This window comes from Micromonospora sp. MH33, assembly GCF_003013775.1.
GTDB classification, from domain to species: Bacteria; Actinomycetota; Actinomycetes; order Mycobacteriales; family Micromonosporaceae; genus Micromonospora; species Micromonospora fulviviridis.
This window is the reverse complement of record NZ_MUYZ01000056.1, coordinates 1-16,119: the sequence shown is the minus strand read 5'-3', so window position 1 is coordinate 16,119 and position 16,119 is coordinate 1. Positions and strand designations below refer to the sequence as shown.

Below are 16,119 nucleotides of genomic sequence, written 5' to 3'. Positions count from 1 at the left end.
GGGCACACTAGTGGCCATGCCCGGCGTCCTTCCAGAAGGCGAACCCGTCCCGCGCGACGGGGCGCTGCCCGCTGCCGCCCGCCGCGCCGTCGGCGCGCGCGGCTTCGGGGTGTACGTGCACGTACCGTTCTGCGCCAGCCGGTGCGGCTACTGCGACTTCAACACCTACACGGCGGCCGAGCTGGGCGGCGGCGCCGGCCGGGAGACGTACGCCGACACCGTGCTGGCCGAGCTGGCCCTCGCCGGCCGGGTGCTGGGCGACAGCCCGCCGCCCCGGGTGGACACCGTCTTCGTGGGCGGCGGCACGCCCACCCTGCTCCCCGCCGACGACCTGGCCCGGATCCTCGACGGCATCGACCGCACCTGGGGGCTGGCCGCCGACGCCGAGGTGACCACCGAGGCCAACCCCGAGACGGTCACCCCGGAGTCGCTCAAGGCGCTGCGGGCCGCCGGCTACACCCGGATCTCGCTGGGCATGCAGTCCGCGGCGCCCGGGGTGCTGGCGATCCTCGACCGGCAGCACAGCGCCGGCCGGGCCACCGCCGCCGCGCTGGAGGCCCGGGACGCCGGGTTCGACCACGTGAACCTGGATCTGATCTACGGCACGCCGGGGGAGAGCGCCGAGGACTTCGCCGCCTCGCTGGCGCAGGTCGTCACCGCGGGGGTGGACCACGTCAGCGCGTACGCCCTGATCGTGGAGGACGGCACCCGGCTGGCCGCCCGGATGCGCCGCGGCGAGCTGCCGTACCCCAGTGACGACGTGGCGGCGGACCGCTACCTGGCCGCGGAGGCGGCCCTCGCCGCCGCCGGCTTCTCCTGGTACGAGGTCTCGAACTGGGCCCGCTCCGAGGCGGCCCGGTGCCGGCACAACCTGCTCTACTGGACCGGCGCCGACTGGTGGGGCCTCGGCCCGGGGGCGCACAGCCACGTCGGCGGGGTGCGCTGGTGGAACGTCAAGCACCCGACGGCGTACGCCCAGCGGCTGGCCGCCGGGGAGTCGCCCGGCCTGGCCCGGGAGCTGCTCACGCCGGACGAGGCACACATGGAGGACGTGATGCTGCGGCTGCGGCTCGCCGCCGGGCTGCCCCTGTCCAGGCTCGACGAGGCGGGCCGCGCGGGCGCCGAGCGGGCCCGGGCCGACGGCCTGCTGGACGCCGGCGCGTACGCCGCCGGCCGGGCGGTGCTCACCCTGCGCGGCCGGCTGCTCGCCGACGCGGTCGTCCGCGACCTGCTGCCCTGAGCGCGTGACGCGCCGGGTCCCGGCCGGCCCGTGGGCCGGCCGGGTCGGTCACTTCACGAAGGCGTAGGTCATCGGGTAGCGGTAGAGGACGCCCTCGGTGGCCTTCACGCCGCCGATGATGCCGAAGATGATCGGGATCAGGGCGACGATGATCGGGATGAAGAAGAGCAGGCCACAGGTGACCACGGCCAGCACGAAGCTGATCAGGGTCGCGATGACCCAGGTGATCTGGAAGTTCAGCGCGGCGAGCGCGTGCGCGCGCACGGTGGGGGACTGCTGGCCCTTGACCGAGAAGGCGATGAGCGGCGCCACCCAGCCGAGCAGGCTGCCGCCGACCACGACGCCCACCGGGCCGCCGAAGTGCGCGATGAGGGCCCAGGTCCTGTCGTCGTTGTTGGCGTAGCCGGCGGGCGGCCCGTACGCGCCACCGCCCGGATAGCCGGCGCCCGGCGCGCCGTAGCCGCCCGGCGGGGGGTAGCCACCAGGCGGCGGGTAGCCGCCCGGGGGTGGGTAACCGCCCGACGGCGGCTGGCCGCCGGGAGGCGGCGGATAGCCGGGCGGGGGATAGCCGCCCCCGGCCGGTGCCCCGGACAGTGGTGCGGTGGGGGGCTCGTCCGCCGACGACGAGCCGTACGGTGCCGACGGCGGGGTCGGCTCCGGCGGCGGGGCGCCGGAGTCCCCCGCTCCGGGAGGGCGAGGAGGTTCAGTCATGGTCGTCACGGTAGGTCCCGGAGGCAAGGGCGCACCAGAGCGACATCGCCCGGGATGTCCGGCTGTTCGGCCCTGGCGGGCCGGATGTGCGGCGGGCCGCACCGGAGGTGCGTCGCTGATCATCGCGTCGGCGGGCACGCCGACGTAGACTGGCACTCGCTACAGTCGAGTGCCAGACGCCCGGCGGACGCCGCGCCGGGGCGGACGAGGTGCGTCAGGAGGTGGGGAGATGGGTCTCGACGACCGCAAGCTCGCCGTGCTGCGCGCGATCGTCGAGGACTACGTCGCCACGCAGGAGCCGGTCGGCAGCAAGGCCCTGGTCGAGCGCCACCAGCTGGGCGTCTCCCCGGCGACCGTCCGCAACGACATGGCGGTGCTGGAGGAGGAGGGCTACATCCGGCAGCCGCACACGAGCGCCGGCCGGGTGCCCACCGACCGCGGCTACCGGCTCTTCGTCGACCGGCTCTCCCGGGTCAAGCCGCTCAGCCCGGCCGAGCGCCGGGCGATCGAGCGCTTCCTGGTCGGCGCGGTCGACCTCGACGACGTGGTGCACCGGACGGTCCGCCTGCTGGCCCAGCTCACCCGGCAGGTCGCCGTGGTGCAGTACCCGAGCCTGGCCCGATCCAAGGTGCGCCACCTGGAGCTGGTGCCGATCTCCACCACCCGGCTGATGGTCGTCATGATCGCCGACACCGGCCGGGTCGAGCAGCGGCTGGTCGAGATGCCCGGCCCGATCCCGGCCGAGGACGTCACCCACCTGCGGCGCGTGGTCAACGAAAAGCTCGTCGGCAGTCGGCTCTCCGACACCCCGCCGCTGGTGCAGGCCCTGGTCGACGAGTCGACCCCGCAGCTGCGCCCGGCCATGGCCACGCTCTCCACCGTGCTGCTGGAGACCCTCGTCGAACGGCACGAGGAGCGCATCGCGCTGGCTGGCACGGCCAACCTGACCCGGGGCGGCCTGCTCGACTTCCAGGGTTCGCTGCGGCCGATCCTCGAGGCGCTCGAGGAGGAGGTCGTGCTGCTCAAGCTGATCGGCGAGACTGAGCCGAGCACCACCCGGGTGCTCATCGGCGACGAGAACGAGGTCGACAACCTGCGCGCCGCCTCGGTGGTCAGCACCGGGTACGGCCCGGGCAGCACCATCGTGGGTGGTCTCGGCGTGCTCGGCCCGACCCGGATGGACTACCCCGGCACCATCGCCACGGTGAGGGCCGTGGCACGCTACGTGGGCGAACTGCTGGCCCAGAACTGACCAGTCAGGACCGACGGCCGGCTCCGGCCGACGACCGGCGCAACGCGAGACGAACATGAGGACACCAAACGCAGTGGCCAGGGACTACTACGGCATTCTCGGCGTGGGCCGGGACGCCTCCGACGACGAGATCAAGCGCGCCTACCGCAAGCTGGCGCGGCAGTTCCACCCGGACGTCAATCCGGACCCGGAGGCACAGGAGAAGTTCAAGGACATCAACGCCGCGTACGAGGTCCTCTCGGACGATCGGAAACGGCAGATCGTTGACCTGGGCGGCGACCCGCTCGCCCCGGGCGGCGGAGGCGCGGGTCCGGGTGGTCCGGGCGGCGCCGGCCCGTTCGTCGGCTTCCAGGACATCATGGACGCCTTCTTCGGCGGGGCGGCGGGCGGCAGCCGGGGCCCGCGGCCGCGTACCCGGCCGGGCGCCGACGCCATCCTGCGGCTGGAACTGGACCTGAACGAGACGGCGTTCGGCGTCGAGGCGCCGATCACCGTGGACACCGCGGTGCTCTGCACCACCTGCTCCGGCGCGGGCACCGCGGCGGGCACCCACCTGGCCACCTGCGAGGCGTGCGGCGGCCGGGGCGAGGTGCAGTCGGTGCAGCGGACCTTCCTCGGCCAGGTGGTCTCCGCCCGGCCGTGCACGGTGTGCCAGGGCTACGGCACCACCATCCCGCACCCCTGCCCGACCTGCGCGGGCGACGGCCGGGTACGCACCCGCCGCTCGCTCACCGTCAAGATCCCGGCGGGCGTCGAGGATGGCATGCGGATCCGGCTGGCCCAGCAGGGCGAGGTGGGCCCGGGCGGCGGCACCGCCGGCGACCTCTACGTGGAGATCCACGAGCGGCCGCACGACGTCTACTCCCGCAAGGGCGACGACCTGCACTGCCGGGTCACCGTGCCGATGACCGCGGCCGCGCTCGGCACCCGGCTGACCATCAAGACGCTCGACAGCGAGGAGACGGTCGACGTCAAGGCGGGCACCCAGCCGGGCAGCACGCTGCGGCTGCGCGCCCGGGGCGTACCGCACCTGCGCGGCACCGGCCGGGGCGACCTCTACGTCCACCTCGACGTGCGGACCCCGACCAAGCTCGACGCCGACCAGGAGCGGATGCTGCGCGACTTCGCCAAGACCCGCGGCGAGGAGGTCGCCGAGCTGACCAAGCAGGGCGGCTTCTTCTCCCGGATGCGCGACGCCTTCAACGGGCACGCCTGAGGTGTCGGCGCCGCTGTTCCTGGTCGAGGCGCTGCCCACCGGTGACGCGCTGACGCTGGACGGCCCGGAGGGGCACCACGCGGCCACCGTGCAGCGGCTGCGCGTCGGCGAGGAACTGCTGCTCGCCGACGGGCGGGGCGGCACGGCCGCCGCCGTGGTCAGCGCCGTCGGCCGGGGCACCCTCGACCTCCGGGTCACCTCCCGGGGGTACGTCGACGCGTCCGTCCCCCGGCTCGTCGTGGTGCAGGGCATCGCCAAGGGCGACCGGGGCGAACTGGCCGTGCAGGCGATGACCGAGGTCGGGGTGGACGAGATCGTGCCCTGGGCGGCGTCCCGGTCGGTGACCCAGTGGCGCGGGGACCGGGGCGTACGGGCCCGGGAGAAGTGGGCGGCCACCGCCCGGGAGGCGGCCAAGCAGGCCCGGCGCCCGTGGCTGCCGGTGGTGGCCGGCGCGCCCGACGAGTCCACCAGCACGGTGGCCCGGCGGATCGCCGGCGCGGCCGCCGCGTTCGTGCTGCACGAGGAGGCCGACGACCGGCTGACCACCGTCGAGCTGCCCGACGCCGGCGAGATCGTCCTGGTGGTCGGCCCCGAGGGCGGCATCGCCCCCACCGAGTTGGCCGCCTTCACCGAGGCCGGCGCCCGTACCGTGCGGCTCGGCCCCGCGGTGCTGCGCACGTCGACGGCCGGGGTGGCCGCGCTCAGCGTGTTGTCCGCCCGCCTGCGTCGCTGGTGAACCGGCCGGTCCTCCGCCACCGCGTGTGCCGGCGGTTCCCGTCGAGCGGCGGTCAGCTGCGCAGGTAGGAGGCGCCGTTGAGGTCGATGATGGTGCCGGAGGCCCATTCGGCCTCGGGATCGGCCAGCCAGTGCACGGCGGCGGCGATCTCCTCGGGGCGGGCCACCCGGTGGAACGGGGACTGGGCGCGGATGGCGTCGCCGCGGGGGCTCTTCAGGTGCTCGTTGGTCATGTCGGTCTCGACGAAGCCGGGAGCCACGCTCGCCACCCCGATGCCGTAGGGCGCCAGGGCCACCGCGAGGGACTGCGCCATCGCGTTCATCCCCGCCTTGCTGGCCCCGTACGCCGGGTTCGCGGGCTCGCCCCGGAACGCGCCCCGGGAGGAGACGTTGATGATCCGGCCGCCCCGCTCGCGCATGTGCTGGGCGGCGCACCAGGCGGCGTTCGCCGCGCCGAACAGGTTGGTGTCCAGCACCTCGCGCCAGCGCTGCCGCCACTGCTCGTAGCTGCTCTCGAAGACCGGGTGCGGCGGGTCGGCCGGCCCGAACACCCCGGCGTTGTTGACCAGGACGTCGAGGCCGCCCAGGCGCTGCGCCGCCTCGTCCACCATGGCCCGGACCGCCTCCGGGTCGGCCAGGTCGGCGCGGACCACCACGTGCCCCTCGCCGGGAAGCTCCGCCCGCAGCGCCTCGGCCAGCTCCGCGGAGTCCCGGTGGTGTATCGCCACCCGGTCCCCGCCCGTCGCGAATGCCCTCGCCACCGCACGCCCGATGCCGCGCGAGGCCCCCGTCACCAGTACCGCCCGAGAAGTCACGCGGCACATCATGCCTGAGCCGGTACGGGACGACTTACCATGCCCCGATGGGAACCGACTGCCTGTTCTGCCGGATCGTCGCCGGGGAGATCCCGGCCACCATCGTCCGCGAGACCGCCACCACCCTGGCCTTCCGGGACATCGACCCGAAGGCCCCCACGCACGTGCTGGTGATCCCGAAGGAGCACTACGCGGACGTGGTCACCCTGGCCGAGGGCGACCCGGGGCTGGCCGGTGACCTGCTGGGCACCGCCGCCGTGGTGGCCGAGGAGGAGGGGCTGACCGTGGACGGCTTCCGGCTGATGTTCAACACCGGCCCGTACGGCGGCCAGGAGGTCTTCCACGTGCACGCGCACCTGCTCGGCGGCGCGCCGCTCGGCCCGATGCTCTGCCGCTGAGCGGCTGCCTAGACTGCCCTCATGATCACGGTGCATGACCGGCTCGGCCGGCTGGTGCGGCAGGCGCAGGCCCACGGGCGGATCCCGGCCGTCTCGGTCGCCCTGCACCGGGCCGACCGGCCGCTCTGGACCTGCGCGGTCGGCGGGACCGGCAACGACACCCCGCTCGGGCCGGAGACGGTCTTCCGGATCGGCTCGGTCACCAAGACCTTCACCGGCGTGCTGGTCATGCAGTGCCGGGACGAGGGGCTGCTCGACCTGGACGACCCGATCGGGCGGCACCTCGACCTGCCGGCGCACGGCGAGCTGACCGTACGCCGGCTGCTGTCGCACACCGCGGGCCTGCAGCGCGAGCCGCACGGCGACGTGTGGGACAGTCTGCGCGCGCCCGACGTCACCGAACTCCTCGCCGACCTGGCCCGGGTGGAGCGGGTGCTGCCCACCGGGCGGCGCTACCACTACTCGAACCTCGGCATGGCCCTGCTCGGCGAGCTGGTCGCCCGGCTGCGCGGCGGCACCTGGGCCGAGGTGCTGGCCGAGCGGGTGCTCGCCCCGCTCGGGCTGACCGCCACCGGTCCGACGCCGGGCGAGCGGGCGGCGACCGGGTTCCTGGTCGACGCGTACTCCGACGAGGCCCGGCCGGAGCCGAACACGGACTTCGGCGCGGTGGCCCCGGCCGCGCAGCTCTGGAGCACCGCGCCGGACATGGCGCGCTGGGCGGCCTTCCTGGCCGACCCGGGCGCGCTGGACCCGGCCGGCGCGGTGCTCGCGCCGGCCACCCTCGACGAGATGCGCTGGCCGCTGACCACCACCGACGAGACGCTCTGGGCCGGCGGCTTCGGCCTCGGGCTGATCCTGGTGCCGCAGCCGGGGCGGGTGATGCACGTGGGGCACGACGGGGCCATGCCCGGTTTCCTGGCCGCCGTCTACGGAAGGCGCGGTGGCGACGGCACCGCCGGCGCGATGGGCTGCGCGGTGCTCGGCTCCTCGGGCACCGGCGTGCCGGTCTTCGAGCTGCCGCACGCGCTGCTGGCCGCCGCCGCCGAGCACGACCCGGCCGACATCGAGCCGTGGCGGCCGGGCGCGCCCGCCCCGGAGCACCTGCGTGGCCTGCTGGGCCGCTGGTGGGGCGAGGGCTTCGAGTACGTCTTCTCCTGGCACGACGGGGCGCTGCGGGCCCGGGCCGCGGACGAGCCGGCCGGCAAGCCGCCCGCGGTGTTCGCGCCGCTGCCGGACCGGCCGGACGTGTTCCGCACGGTCTCCGGCCGGGAGGTGGGCGAGCTGCTCCGGCTGACCCGGGACGAGCGCGGGGCCGTGGTCCGGATGCACTGGGCCACCTACCGTTTCACCCGGCACCAGGAGACCTTCGAGGGGTACGACTTCCGCGCCGGCAGTTGATCTTCCAAGCGGGCTGCGCCCGGCGGCGGCAGCTCTGTTCCGCCGGGCTGCGCCCGACGGAAATGGGCACGGTGCCGCGGGTGTTGACCCGATACGATGGGAGTCACGACCGCCGCGCCAGCAGGGCCCGGCGCCGAGTTCGAGAGCAGGTGGCGTAGGGCCCGACGGCCCGACCTATGACCGGCACCCCACCTCCCGGCCCGCCCCGGGTGCAGACCAGGATCACGGTCCCCGACCAGAAGATCATGGTGAACCTGCTCGGCGCGGGCGACGAGATCCTGCGGCTCGTCGAACGCTCGGTCAACAGTGACGTCCACGTGCGGGGCAACGAGATCACCATCACCGGCGCGCCCGCCGACAACGCCCTCGCCGAGCGTCTCTTCAGCGAGCTGCTCGAACTGATCGAGAAAGGCGAGACCCTGACCACTGATGCCGTCCGGCGTACCGTCGGCATGCTCGAGCAGGGCGGCGCCGAGCGGCCCGCCGAGGTCCTGACGCTCAACATCCTCTCCCGGCGCGGTCGCACCATCCGTCCCAAGACCCTGGGGCAGAAGCGCTACGTCGACGCCATCGACGCGCACACCATCGTCTTCGGCATCGGCCCGGCGGGCACGGGCAAGACCTACCTGGCCATGGCGAAGGCCGTCCAGGCGCTCCAGGCCAAGCAGGTCAACCGGATCATCCTGACCCGGCCGGCGGTCGAGGCGGGGGAGCGGCTGGGCTTCCTGCCCGGCACCCTGAACGAGAAGATCGACCCCTACCTGCGCCCGCTCTACGACGCGCTGCACGACATGCTCGACCCGGAGTCCATCCCGAAGCTGATGGCCGCCGGCACGATCGAGGTGGCGCCGCTGGCGTACATGCGGGGCCGGGCACAGCCCTATGACGCCCGGGTCCTGACCCCGGAGGGCTTCAAGCCGTTCGGGTCGCTCCAGGTCGGCGATCTGGTCATCGGCTCGGGCGGGACGCCGACACCGGTGATCGGCATCTACCCGCAGGGTCCCAAACAGGTGTATCGGGTCACCACGCAGGACGGGGCGTCCACGCTCTGCTGCGGCGAGCACCTGTGGACTGTCGCCCCGCCGCTACGAGCTTCCGCTCGTGGCGCCCGTGCAGATGGAGCCGCGGGCCGTTCCGCTCGACCCGTACGCCCTCGGGCTGCTCCTCGGCGACGGTGCGATCTCCTGCCGAACGACGCCCGCCTTCAGCACCGCGGACCCTGAGCTCGCGGTCGCGCTCGAGGAGGCGCTCGTCGACATCGAGCTGGTCCGCAAGGGCGACTACGACTACGTCCTTCGGCACGTCAACGGTCATCGCGGCGGGGTGATCGTGGCGAACCCGGTGACGCTAGCCATCCGCGAGCTGGGGCTGGCGGGTGCTACGTCGGGGACGAAGTTCGTACCCGACGTGTACAAGAACAACAGCGTCGGTGTTCGGTTGGCCGTCCTCCAGGGGCTGCTGGACACCGACGGTGGACCGGTCCTTCAGGCGGGGCGCAGTTGCCGCGTGCAGTACACGACCACGTCCGCCCGGCTGCGGGACGACGTCGTCCACCTCGTCGAGTCGCTCGGCGGGGTCGCGACGTGTCGCGTCCGGGAGGCCGAGGGACGCAAGCCCGGCCTGGCGGAGGGGCGTCCGGTTCCGTACCGTGCTGACGCCTACGTGGTGGAGATCCGGCTTCCCGCCGGCATCGCGCCGTTCCGGCTGTCGCGCAAGCGTCGGCTGTACGACGAGCACGGCGGTGGCCGGCCGATGCGGTTCATCGACTCGATCATCCCGGCCGGGGTGAAGGAGACGATGTGCATCCAGGTCGCGGCGGAGGACTCGCTCTACGTCACCGACGACTTCCTGCTCACCCACAACACCCTGAACGACGCGTTCATCATCCTCGACGAGGCGCAGAACACCACTCCCGAGCAGATGAAGATGTTCCTCACCCGGCTCGGGTTCGGTTCCAAGATCGTGGTCACCGGTGACGTCACCCAGGTGGACCTTCCCGGCGGGACGACCAGCGGCCTGCGGGTGGTCCGGGAGATCCTGAGTGACGTCGAGGACGTGCACTTCGCCCAGCTCTCCAGCTCCGACGTGGTCCGTCACAAGCTGGTGGGCGACATCGTCGACGCGTACGCCCGCTGGGACGCCGAGCGGGAGAACCAGCAGGCGCAGAGCGTGCACGCCGTGCCCGGGCGGACCGCCCAGGGCGGCCGGGCCGGCCGGCGCCGCTAACCCACCAGAGGAAGACAGTTGTCCATCGAGATCGCCAACGAGTCCGGTGTCGACGTCGACACCGACGCCGTGCTCGCCGTCGCCCGGCACGCCCTCGACGAGATGGGGGTCAACCCCCTCGCCGAGCTCTCCGTGCTGCTGGTCGACATCGAATACATGTCGGAGCTGAACCACCGCTGGATGGGTGGCGACGGCCCGACCGACGTGCTCGCCTTCCCCATGGACGAGGGCAGCGTCGACCACGGCCCGGGGGAGAGCGCCCCGGCCGGCGGTGAACCGGCCCTGCTCGGCGACATCGTGCTCTGCCCGGAGGTGGCCGGCAAGCAGGCCGCCACCGCCGGGCACTCCGCCGCCGACGAGCTGCACCTGCTGACCGTGCACGGCGTGCTGCACCTGCTCGGCTACGACCACGCCGAGCCGGAGGAGGAGCGGGAGATGTTCGGTCTCCAGGCCCGACTGCTGGCCAGCTGGCGGTCGACCCGATCGCAGTGACAGCCATCCTGGCGGCCGGCGGCGCGCCCGCCGGCCTGCCCGATCTCCCTCTCCTCGCCGTCGCGGCGGGGCTGGTGGTGCTCGCCGGCCTGATCGCGATGACCGAGGCCGCGCTGGCCGCCGTCTCCCCGGCCCGGGCCGCCGAGCTGGCCCGGGACGGCGCGCGCGGCGCGCGTACCCTCCAGGCGGTCGCCGGCGACGTGGTCCGCCACCTCAACCTGTTGCTCCTGCTCCGGCTGCTGGCCGAGCTGACCGCCACCACGCTGGTCGCGCTGGTGGCCGTGGACACCTTCGGCGCGGGCTGGCGGGCCGCCCTGGTCACCGCCGGGGCGATGACCGTGGTCAGCTTCGTGGTGGTCGGCGTCGCGCCGCGCACCCTGGGCCGGCAGCACGCCTACGCGGTCGGCCGCGCGGTCGCGCCGCTGGTGCGCTGGCTGGGCCGGGCGCTCAACCCGCTGGCCTCGCTGCTGATCCTGATCGGCAACGCGGTCACCCCGGGGCGCGGCTTCCGGGAGGGGCCGTTCGCCACCCAGGTCGAGCTGCGTGAGCTGGTCGACCTGGCCGAGCAGCGCGGCGTGGTCGAGCACGGCGAGCGGCAGATGATCCACTCGGTCTTCGCGCTCGGCGACACCATCGCCCGCGAGGTGATGGTGCCCCGCACCGAGATGGTGTGGATAGAGGACAGCAAGACGCTCGCGCAGGCGCTGGCGCTCTTCCTGCGCTCCGGCTTCTCCCGGATCCCGGTGATCGGCGAGAACGTCGACGACGTGCTGGGCGTGCTCTACCTGAAGGACCTGATCCGGCGGATCCAGGGCAGCCCGGAGGCCCGGCAGATGCCGGTGGCCGAGCTGATGCGCCCGGCGACCTTCGTGCCCGAGTCCAAGCCTGTCGACGACCTGCTCTCCGAGATGCAGGCGGCCCGCAACCACCTGGTCATCGTCGTCGACGAGTACGGCGGCACCGGCGGCCTCGTCACCATCGAGGACATCCTGGAGGAGATCGTCGGCGAGATCACCGACGAGTACGATGTCGAACGCCCGCCGGTCGAGCGCCTGGCGGACGGGGCCGTGCGGGTGACCGCCCGGCTGCCGGTGGAGAATCTGGGCGAGCTGTTCGACACCGAACTGCCCACCGACGAGGTGGAGACGGTCGGTGGCCTGCTCGCCCAGGCGCTCGGCCGGGTGCCGATCCCGGGTGCCGCGGCCGAGGTGGCCGGGCTCCGGCTGATCGCCGAGGGCACCACCGGGCGGCGCAACCGGATAGACACCGTGCTGGTCAGCCGGGTCGAGCCGGGCGACGCGCCGGACAGCGCGGGGCGCGGCGAGCAGTCCGATCCCCGTGGCAACCACAACCGTTCCGAGGAGAGGCAACCCGCCGATGCCTGAGTCACCCGCCGTGCCGGCCGCCCGGCCCACCCCGTCCGACCCGGCCGAGCTGAGCGCCGAGGACGGCAAGCTGGTCGTCCTGGCCCGGGGGGCGCGGGGCCGGGTGGGTGCCGTGGAGGGCGCGGCGGTCCGCGACCAGGACGGCCGGACGTACGCGGCGGCCAGCGTGGCGCTGCCGTCGCTGACCCTTACCGCGCTCCAGCTCGCGGTCGCTTCGGCGGTGGCGGCCGGCGCGAGCCGGCTGGAGGCCGCCGTGGTGGTGACCGAGGCCTCGACGCTGGACGGCGCGGGGCACGCCGCGGTCCGCGACCTCTCCGCCGACGCGCCGATCCACGTGGCCGCGCCGAACGGCACCGTCCTCGGCACGGTGGTCGAGTGAGCGACGCCGAGCAGCGTCCCTACCGGGCGGGCTTCGCCTGCTTCGTCGGGCGGCCCAACGCCGGCAAGTCGACGCTGACCAACGCGATCGTCGGCACCAAGATCGCAATCACCTCGAACAAGCCCCAGACCACCCGGCACATCATCCGGGCGGTGCTGCACCGGCCGGACTCGCAGCTCGTGCTGGTCGACACCCCGGGCCTGCACCGCCCCCGCACGCTGCTCGGCGAGCGGCTCAACGACCTGGTCCGGGAGACCTGGAGCGAGGTCGACGTGATCGGCCTCTGCATCCCGGCGAACGAGCCGATCGGGCGGGGCGACCGCTTCATCACCGGTGAGCTGGCCAGCCTGCGGGCCACCGTGCTGGCCGTGGTCACCAAGACCGACCTGGTGGACAAGAAGCGGCTGGCCGAGCAGCTGCTCGCGGTGAGCGAGCTGGGCGAGTTCGCCGACGTGGTGCCGGTGAGCGCGGTCTCCGGGCACCAGGTGGACACCCTGGTCGACGTGATGACCGGCTACCTGCCGGAGTCGCCGCAGCTCTACCCCGACGACATGCTCACCGACGACCCGGAGCAGGTGCTCGTCGCCGAGCTGGTCCGCGAGGCCGCTCTGGAGGGGGTCCGGGACGAGCTGCCGCACTCCATCGCCGTGGTGGTCGAGGAGATGATCCCCGAGGGCAACGTCACCAAGATCTACGCGGACCTGTACGTGGAGCGACCGAGCCAGAAGGCGATCGTGATCGGTCACCGGGGCAGCCGGCTCAAGCACGTCGGCACCACCGCCCGCCGCCAGATCGAGGAGCTGCTCGGCACCCGGGTCTACCTGGACCTGCACGTCCGGGTCGCCAAGGACTGGCAGCGCGACCCGAAGCAGCTGCGCAAGCTCGGCTTCTGACCCCGTACGTCGACCGCCGGTCCCGGATCCCGGGGCCGGCGGTCCGCGTGTCCGGCGGATGCCGGGCTGGTCCGGATCGGCCGGCTTTATGGGATGTTTCACTTTTGACCCGGGCCCGCGCACCGTTTCGTCCGGCCGGGTCGGAGGGTAGGGAGGCGTTGCTTCCCCCGCCCCCGACGCCCCCGCGAGCTGATGCGAAACCGATACCTCGACCTGCTCCGCTTCCTGGCCATCGTTCGAGTCGTCGTCTACCACGTCACCGGATGGGCGACGCTGACCCTGATCTTCCCGGCGATGTCGGTGATGTTCGCGCTCGCCGGCTCGCTGATGGCCGCGTCGCTGGACCGGACCGGCGTACCGGCCGTGGCGCGGCGGCTGCGCCGGCTGCTGCCGTCGCTCTGGGTGCTCGCGGCGGTCTTCGTGCCGGCCATGCTGCTCACCGGGCTGCCGCTCACCCCGAAGGTGCTGATCTGGCTCTTCCCGGTCAGCGACCCGCCGGCCAACTACTGGGGCGCCATCGCGCTGAGCCCGATCTGGTACCTGCGGGACTACCTCTGGTTCGTGCTGGCCTCGCCGGTGGCCCTCTGGCTGTTCCGCCGGGCCCCGCTGCCCAGCCTGCTGGCCCCGTACGCGCTGCTCGCGGCGATCGAGTTCGGCGTGCTGGAGAACCCGCCGACCGTGCTGCGCGAGTTCGGCCTGTACTTCGGCGCCTGGCTGCTCGGCTTCGCCCACCACGACGGCCTGCTGCACCGCACCGCCAACCGGGTGCTCGTCCCGCTCGCGGTCGCCCTCGGCGCGGCCGGGCTGGGCTGGATCCTCACCCACCCCGGCCCGCGCGGGTACGACCTGAACGACATTCACCTGGGCAACGCGCTCTGGTCCGCGGCGTTCATCCTGGTGGCGATCGGCCGGGCGCCGGCCGCGGCGCCCTGGGTGGACCGCAGCCCGGCGCTGGGCCGGGTGGTCACCGTGCTGAACCGGCGCGCGCTGACCGTCTACCTCTGGCACATGCCGTTCGTGGCGGCGCTCACCCCGCTGGTGGACGTGGTCGGCTGGTCGGACCAGGACCCGCTCGGGCTGGCGATCCGGGTGGCGCTGGTGTTCGCGCTGGTCGGCGTGGTCACCCTGCTGGTCGGCTGGGTCGAGGACCTGGCCGCCCGGCGTACCCCGGAACTGGTGCCCGGAGGGCCAGGGCGGACCGTGGCCGAGCGGGCGGCGGCCGCACCGGCCAGCCCGGCGCCGGCCGGCGCGGAGACCGAACTCGCCGCGGCCGGCGCCCGGGTGCCGGCCCCGCGCCGCGCGGCCGAACGGTCCGACCTCACCCCGCGCTGACCGGCGGCCGCCTCAGCGCTGGTGGACCGTCACGTTGCCGCTGGTGGCGGAGACGTCGAGCAGCAGGGACGCGCCCGGGTCGTTCGGCACGGCGAGATCCGTGTCGCCGGACTTCGCGTCCGCCCGCACCCGGTACCGGCCCCCGGGCACGGTCAGGTCGACGTCGCCGCTGGTCGCGTGCAACCGGACGGCGGCCGGCTGGTCCAGCTCGACGACGAGGTTGCCCGAGGTGGCCTCGGCGTCCACGCCGGCGGCGAGCCGGCGGGCACTGATGTCGCCGGAGGAGGCGCGCAGCCGGACCGGTCCGGTCGCGTCGACCACCTCGATGTTCCCCGAGGTGGTGGTGGCGCGGACCTCGCCACGGGCCTCGGTCACGTTGATGTCGCCGGAGTTCAGGGTGAAGTCCACCGGGCCGACCCGGTGCAGCGTCACGTTCCCGGAGCTGGCCTCACCGCGCACCGTCACACCTTCCGGGGCGGTCACCTCCCAGGAGACCGTGCACCGGGGGCCGCAGTCGCTCGGCAGCACCAGTTCGTCGCCCTTGATCTCGTACCGGGTGTCCGGCTCCCCGCCCTGGTAGCGGACGATCCGCTTGATCCGCACCTGGTCGGCGGAACCGGTGGCCCGGATCGTCACGTCGCCCGCTCCGCCGGCCGGAACGGTGATCCGGGTGATCTTCGCGCTCTCCGTCTGGTCGTAGTCGAGGCGGCGGAACGACAGGGTGTCGCACCCGGCGAGGACGATCAGGGTGGCGGCCGCGGCGGCGGCGACGGCGGTCCGGTGCAGAGCCATGGCCAGGACGCTACGGCCGACCGCGCGGGCGGCGCATCCGGGTTCAACCGCCGGTCCACCCCGAAGAGACCCTGAGATCGCACCCCGAGGGAGAATGGCCCGATGGCCGGATACCGCCGACAGCTCTACCGCGACGACGCGGTGGTGCTGCGCGTGCAGAAGCTGGGGGAGTCCGACCGGATCATCACCCTGCTCACCCGCCGGCACGGCCGGCTGCGCGCGGTGGCCCGGGGCGTACGGCGCACCACCAGCAAGTTCGGCGCCCGGCTGGAGCCGTTCGGGCACGTCGACCTCCAGCTCGCCGGCGACCCCAAGGGCAACCACGGCAGCTCGCTGCACACCATCAGCCAGGCCGAGGGCATCGACCTCTACGGCAAGCGGTTCCTCGGCGACTACCCCCGCTACACGGCGGCCAGCGCGATCGCCGAGACCGCCGAGCGGCTCACCCCGATCGAGCGGGAGCCCTCGCTGCGGCTGTTCCAGCTCACCCTCGGCGCGCTGCGCTCGCTGGCCACCGGCGACCACGCCACCACCCTGGTGCTCGACGCCTACCTGCTGCGCGGCATGGCCTTCGCCGGCTGGGCGCCCGCGCTGACCGCGTGCGCGGTCTGCGGCACCCCGGGGCGGCACCGGGCCTTCTCCGTGCCGGCCGGCGGCGCGGTCTGCCCGGACTGCCGGCCCCCCGGCGCCGCCCACCCCGCCCCGGCCACCGTCGACCTGATGTCCGCGCTGACCACCGGTGACTGGGCGTACGCCGACGCCACCGAGACGGGTGTGCGCCGCGAGTGCAGCGGCCTGGTCGCGGCGCACCTCCAGTGGCACCTGGAACGCGCGCTACGCTCGCTGCCGCTGGTC

The 16,119-nt window shown here is 73.9% G+C and carries 17 protein-coding genes; 14 read left to right on the top strand and 3 right to left on the bottom strand.

From position 1 onward, the window contains the following. Window positions 1–16 precede the first annotated feature (16 nt). Window positions 17–1,240 carry a radical SAM family heme chaperone HemW gene (gene hemW, locus B0E53_RS11975; protein ID WP_210406033.1) on the top strand — a complete coding sequence of 408 codons (1,224 nt, stop codon included), beginning with the start codon at window positions 17–19 and terminating at the stop codon, window positions 1,238–1,240. A 48-nt stretch (window positions 1,241–1,288) separates the two neighbouring features. Here hemW and B0E53_RS40110 read toward each other — a convergent pair whose 3' ends face one another. After that, entirely contained in the window at window positions 1,289–1,951 is a 663-nt protein-coding gene (locus B0E53_RS40110; protein ID WP_107076127.1) for a DUF4870 domain-containing protein, read from the bottom strand. 229 nt (window positions 1,952–2,180) lie between these two features. On the opposite strand from B0E53_RS40110, the gene hrcA reads away from it, so the two are divergent. The 3 genes from hrcA (at window position 2,181) to B0E53_RS11955 (ending at window position 5,155) form a co-directional block, all read left to right on the top strand. Next, window positions 2,181–3,203, top strand: coding sequence for a heat-inducible transcriptional repressor HrcA (gene hrcA / locus B0E53_RS11965; protein WP_107076126.1), 1,023 nt, complete (start codon window positions 2,181–2,183; stop codon window positions 3,201–3,203). A gap of 73 nt (window positions 3,204–3,276) precedes the next feature. Next, window positions 3,277–4,419 carry a molecular chaperone DnaJ gene (gene dnaJ / locus B0E53_RS11960; RefSeq protein ID WP_210406032.1) on the top strand — a complete coding sequence of 381 codons (1,143 nt, stop codon included), beginning with the start codon at window positions 3,277–3,279 and terminating at the stop codon, window positions 4,417–4,419. 1 nt (window position 4,420) lies between these two features. Then, entirely contained in the window at window positions 4,421–5,155 is a 735-nt protein-coding gene (locus B0E53_RS11955; RefSeq protein ID WP_107076124.1) for a 16S rRNA (uracil(1498)-N(3))-methyltransferase, read from the top strand. Window positions 5,156–5,207: 52 nt separating this feature from the next. Here the strand turns inward: B0E53_RS11955 and B0E53_RS11950 are convergent, their stop codons facing one another. Next, the gene (locus B0E53_RS11950) at window positions 5,208–5,969 is read right to left on the bottom strand and encodes an SDR family oxidoreductase (protein WP_107076123.1); all 762 of its coding nucleotides are present in this window, start codon (window positions 5,967–5,969) and stop codon (window positions 5,208–5,210) included. Between the two features lie 47 nt (window positions 5,970–6,016). Here B0E53_RS11950 and B0E53_RS11945 point away from each other — a divergent pair, with 47 nt between their 5' ends. The 9 genes from B0E53_RS11945 to B0E53_RS11910 all read left to right on the top strand — a co-directional run bounded on the left by B0E53_RS11945 (window position 6,017) and on the right by B0E53_RS11910 (window position 14,472). Next, window positions 6,017–6,367, top strand: coding sequence for a histidine triad nucleotide-binding protein (locus B0E53_RS11945; RefSeq protein ID WP_107076122.1), 351 nt, complete (start codon window positions 6,017–6,019; stop codon window positions 6,365–6,367). Between the two features lie 21 nt (window positions 6,368–6,388). After that, window positions 6,389–7,765: a serine hydrolase domain-containing protein gene (locus B0E53_RS11940; protein ID WP_107076121.1), complete on the top strand. Its 1,377-nt coding sequence runs from the start codon at window positions 6,389–6,391 to the stop codon at window positions 7,763–7,765. A 176-nt stretch (window positions 7,766–7,941) separates the two neighbouring features. Further along, window positions 7,942–8,988, top strand: a complete 1,047-nt coding sequence (locus tag B0E53_RS39305; RefSeq protein WP_348639655.1) for a PhoH family protein — start codon at window positions 7,942–7,944, stop codon at window positions 8,986–8,988. Continuing rightward, complete coding sequence (locus B0E53_RS40385; protein ID WP_348639656.1) at window positions 8,876–9,991, top strand: PhoH family protein; 1,116 nt, start codon at window positions 8,876–8,878, stop codon at window positions 9,989–9,991. Before B0E53_RS39305 ends, B0E53_RS40385 begins: the two co-directional genes overlap by 113 nt. Window positions 9,992–10,009: 18 nt before the next feature. Continuing rightward, window positions 10,010–10,483 (top strand): rRNA maturation RNase YbeY, encoded by a 474-nt coding sequence (gene ybeY, locus B0E53_RS11930; protein WP_091319271.1) that lies wholly within the window; start codon window positions 10,010–10,012, stop codon window positions 10,481–10,483. Next, a complete protein-coding gene (locus tag B0E53_RS11925; protein ID WP_107076120.1) occupies window positions 10,459–11,868 on the top strand; it encodes a hemolysin family protein in 1,410 nt (469 codons plus the stop codon). Before ybeY ends, B0E53_RS11925 begins: the two co-directional genes overlap by 25 nt. Beyond that, window positions 11,861–12,247, top strand: coding sequence for a cytidine deaminase (locus B0E53_RS11920; RefSeq protein ID WP_107076119.1), 387 nt, complete (start codon window positions 11,861–11,863; stop codon window positions 12,245–12,247). The genes B0E53_RS11925 and B0E53_RS11920 overlap by 8 nt, the downstream gene beginning before the upstream one ends. Beyond that, complete coding sequence (gene era, locus B0E53_RS11915) at window positions 12,244–13,140, top strand: GTPase Era (RefSeq protein ID WP_107076118.1); 897 nt, start codon at window positions 12,244–12,246, stop codon at window positions 13,138–13,140. The genes B0E53_RS11920 and era overlap by 4 nt, the downstream gene beginning before the upstream one ends. A gap of 192 nt (window positions 13,141–13,332) precedes the next feature. Further along, complete coding sequence (locus B0E53_RS11910) at window positions 13,333–14,472, top strand: acyltransferase (protein ID WP_107076117.1); 1,140 nt, start codon at window positions 13,333–13,335, stop codon at window positions 14,470–14,472. A gap of 12 nt (window positions 14,473–14,484) precedes the next feature. On the opposite strand, the gene B0E53_RS11905 is transcribed toward B0E53_RS11910, so the two are convergent. Continuing rightward, a complete protein-coding gene (locus B0E53_RS11905; RefSeq protein WP_107076116.1) occupies window positions 14,485–15,264 on the bottom strand; it encodes a DUF4097 family beta strand repeat-containing protein in 780 nt (259 codons plus the stop codon). 102 nt (window positions 15,265–15,366) lie between these two features. On the opposite strand from B0E53_RS11905, the gene recO reads away from it, so the two are divergent. After that, a partial coding sequence (gene recO, locus B0E53_RS11900; protein WP_107076115.1) for a DNA repair protein RecO occupies window positions 15,367–16,119 on the top strand: 753 nt, incomplete at its 3' end.

Coding starts and splice junctions, on each gene's coding strand:
- hrcA (WP_107076126.1), top strand. CDS start 2,181: ATGGGTCTCGACGACCGCAAGCTCGCCGTGCTGCGCGCGATCGTCGAG.
- B0E53_RS39305 (WP_348639655.1), top strand. CDS start 7,942: ATGACCGGCACCCCACCTCCCGGCCCGCCCCGGGTGCAGACCAGGATC.
- B0E53_RS11920 (WP_107076119.1), top strand. CDS start 11,861: ATGCCTGAGTCACCCGCCGTGCCGGCCGCCCGGCCCACCCCGTCCGAC.
- B0E53_RS11905 (WP_107076116.1), bottom strand. CDS start 15,264: ATGGCTCTGCACCGGACCGCCGTCGCCGCCGCCGCGGCCGCCACCCTG.
- B0E53_RS40110 (WP_107076127.1), bottom strand. CDS start 1,951: ATGACTGAACCTCCTCGCCCTCCCGGAGCGGGGGACTCCGGCGCCCCG.
- B0E53_RS11910 (WP_107076117.1), top strand. CDS start 13,333: ATGCGAAACCGATACCTCGACCTGCTCCGCTTCCTGGCCATCGTTCGA.
- B0E53_RS11945 (WP_107076122.1), top strand. CDS start 6,017: ATGGGAACCGACTGCCTGTTCTGCCGGATCGTCGCCGGGGAGATCCCG.
- hemW (WP_210406033.1), top strand. CDS start 17: ATGCCCGGCGTCCTTCCAGAAGGCGAACCCGTCCCGCGCGACGGGGCG.
- B0E53_RS11940 (WP_107076121.1), top strand. CDS start 6,389: ATGATCACGGTGCATGACCGGCTCGGCCGGCTGGTGCGGCAGGCGCAG.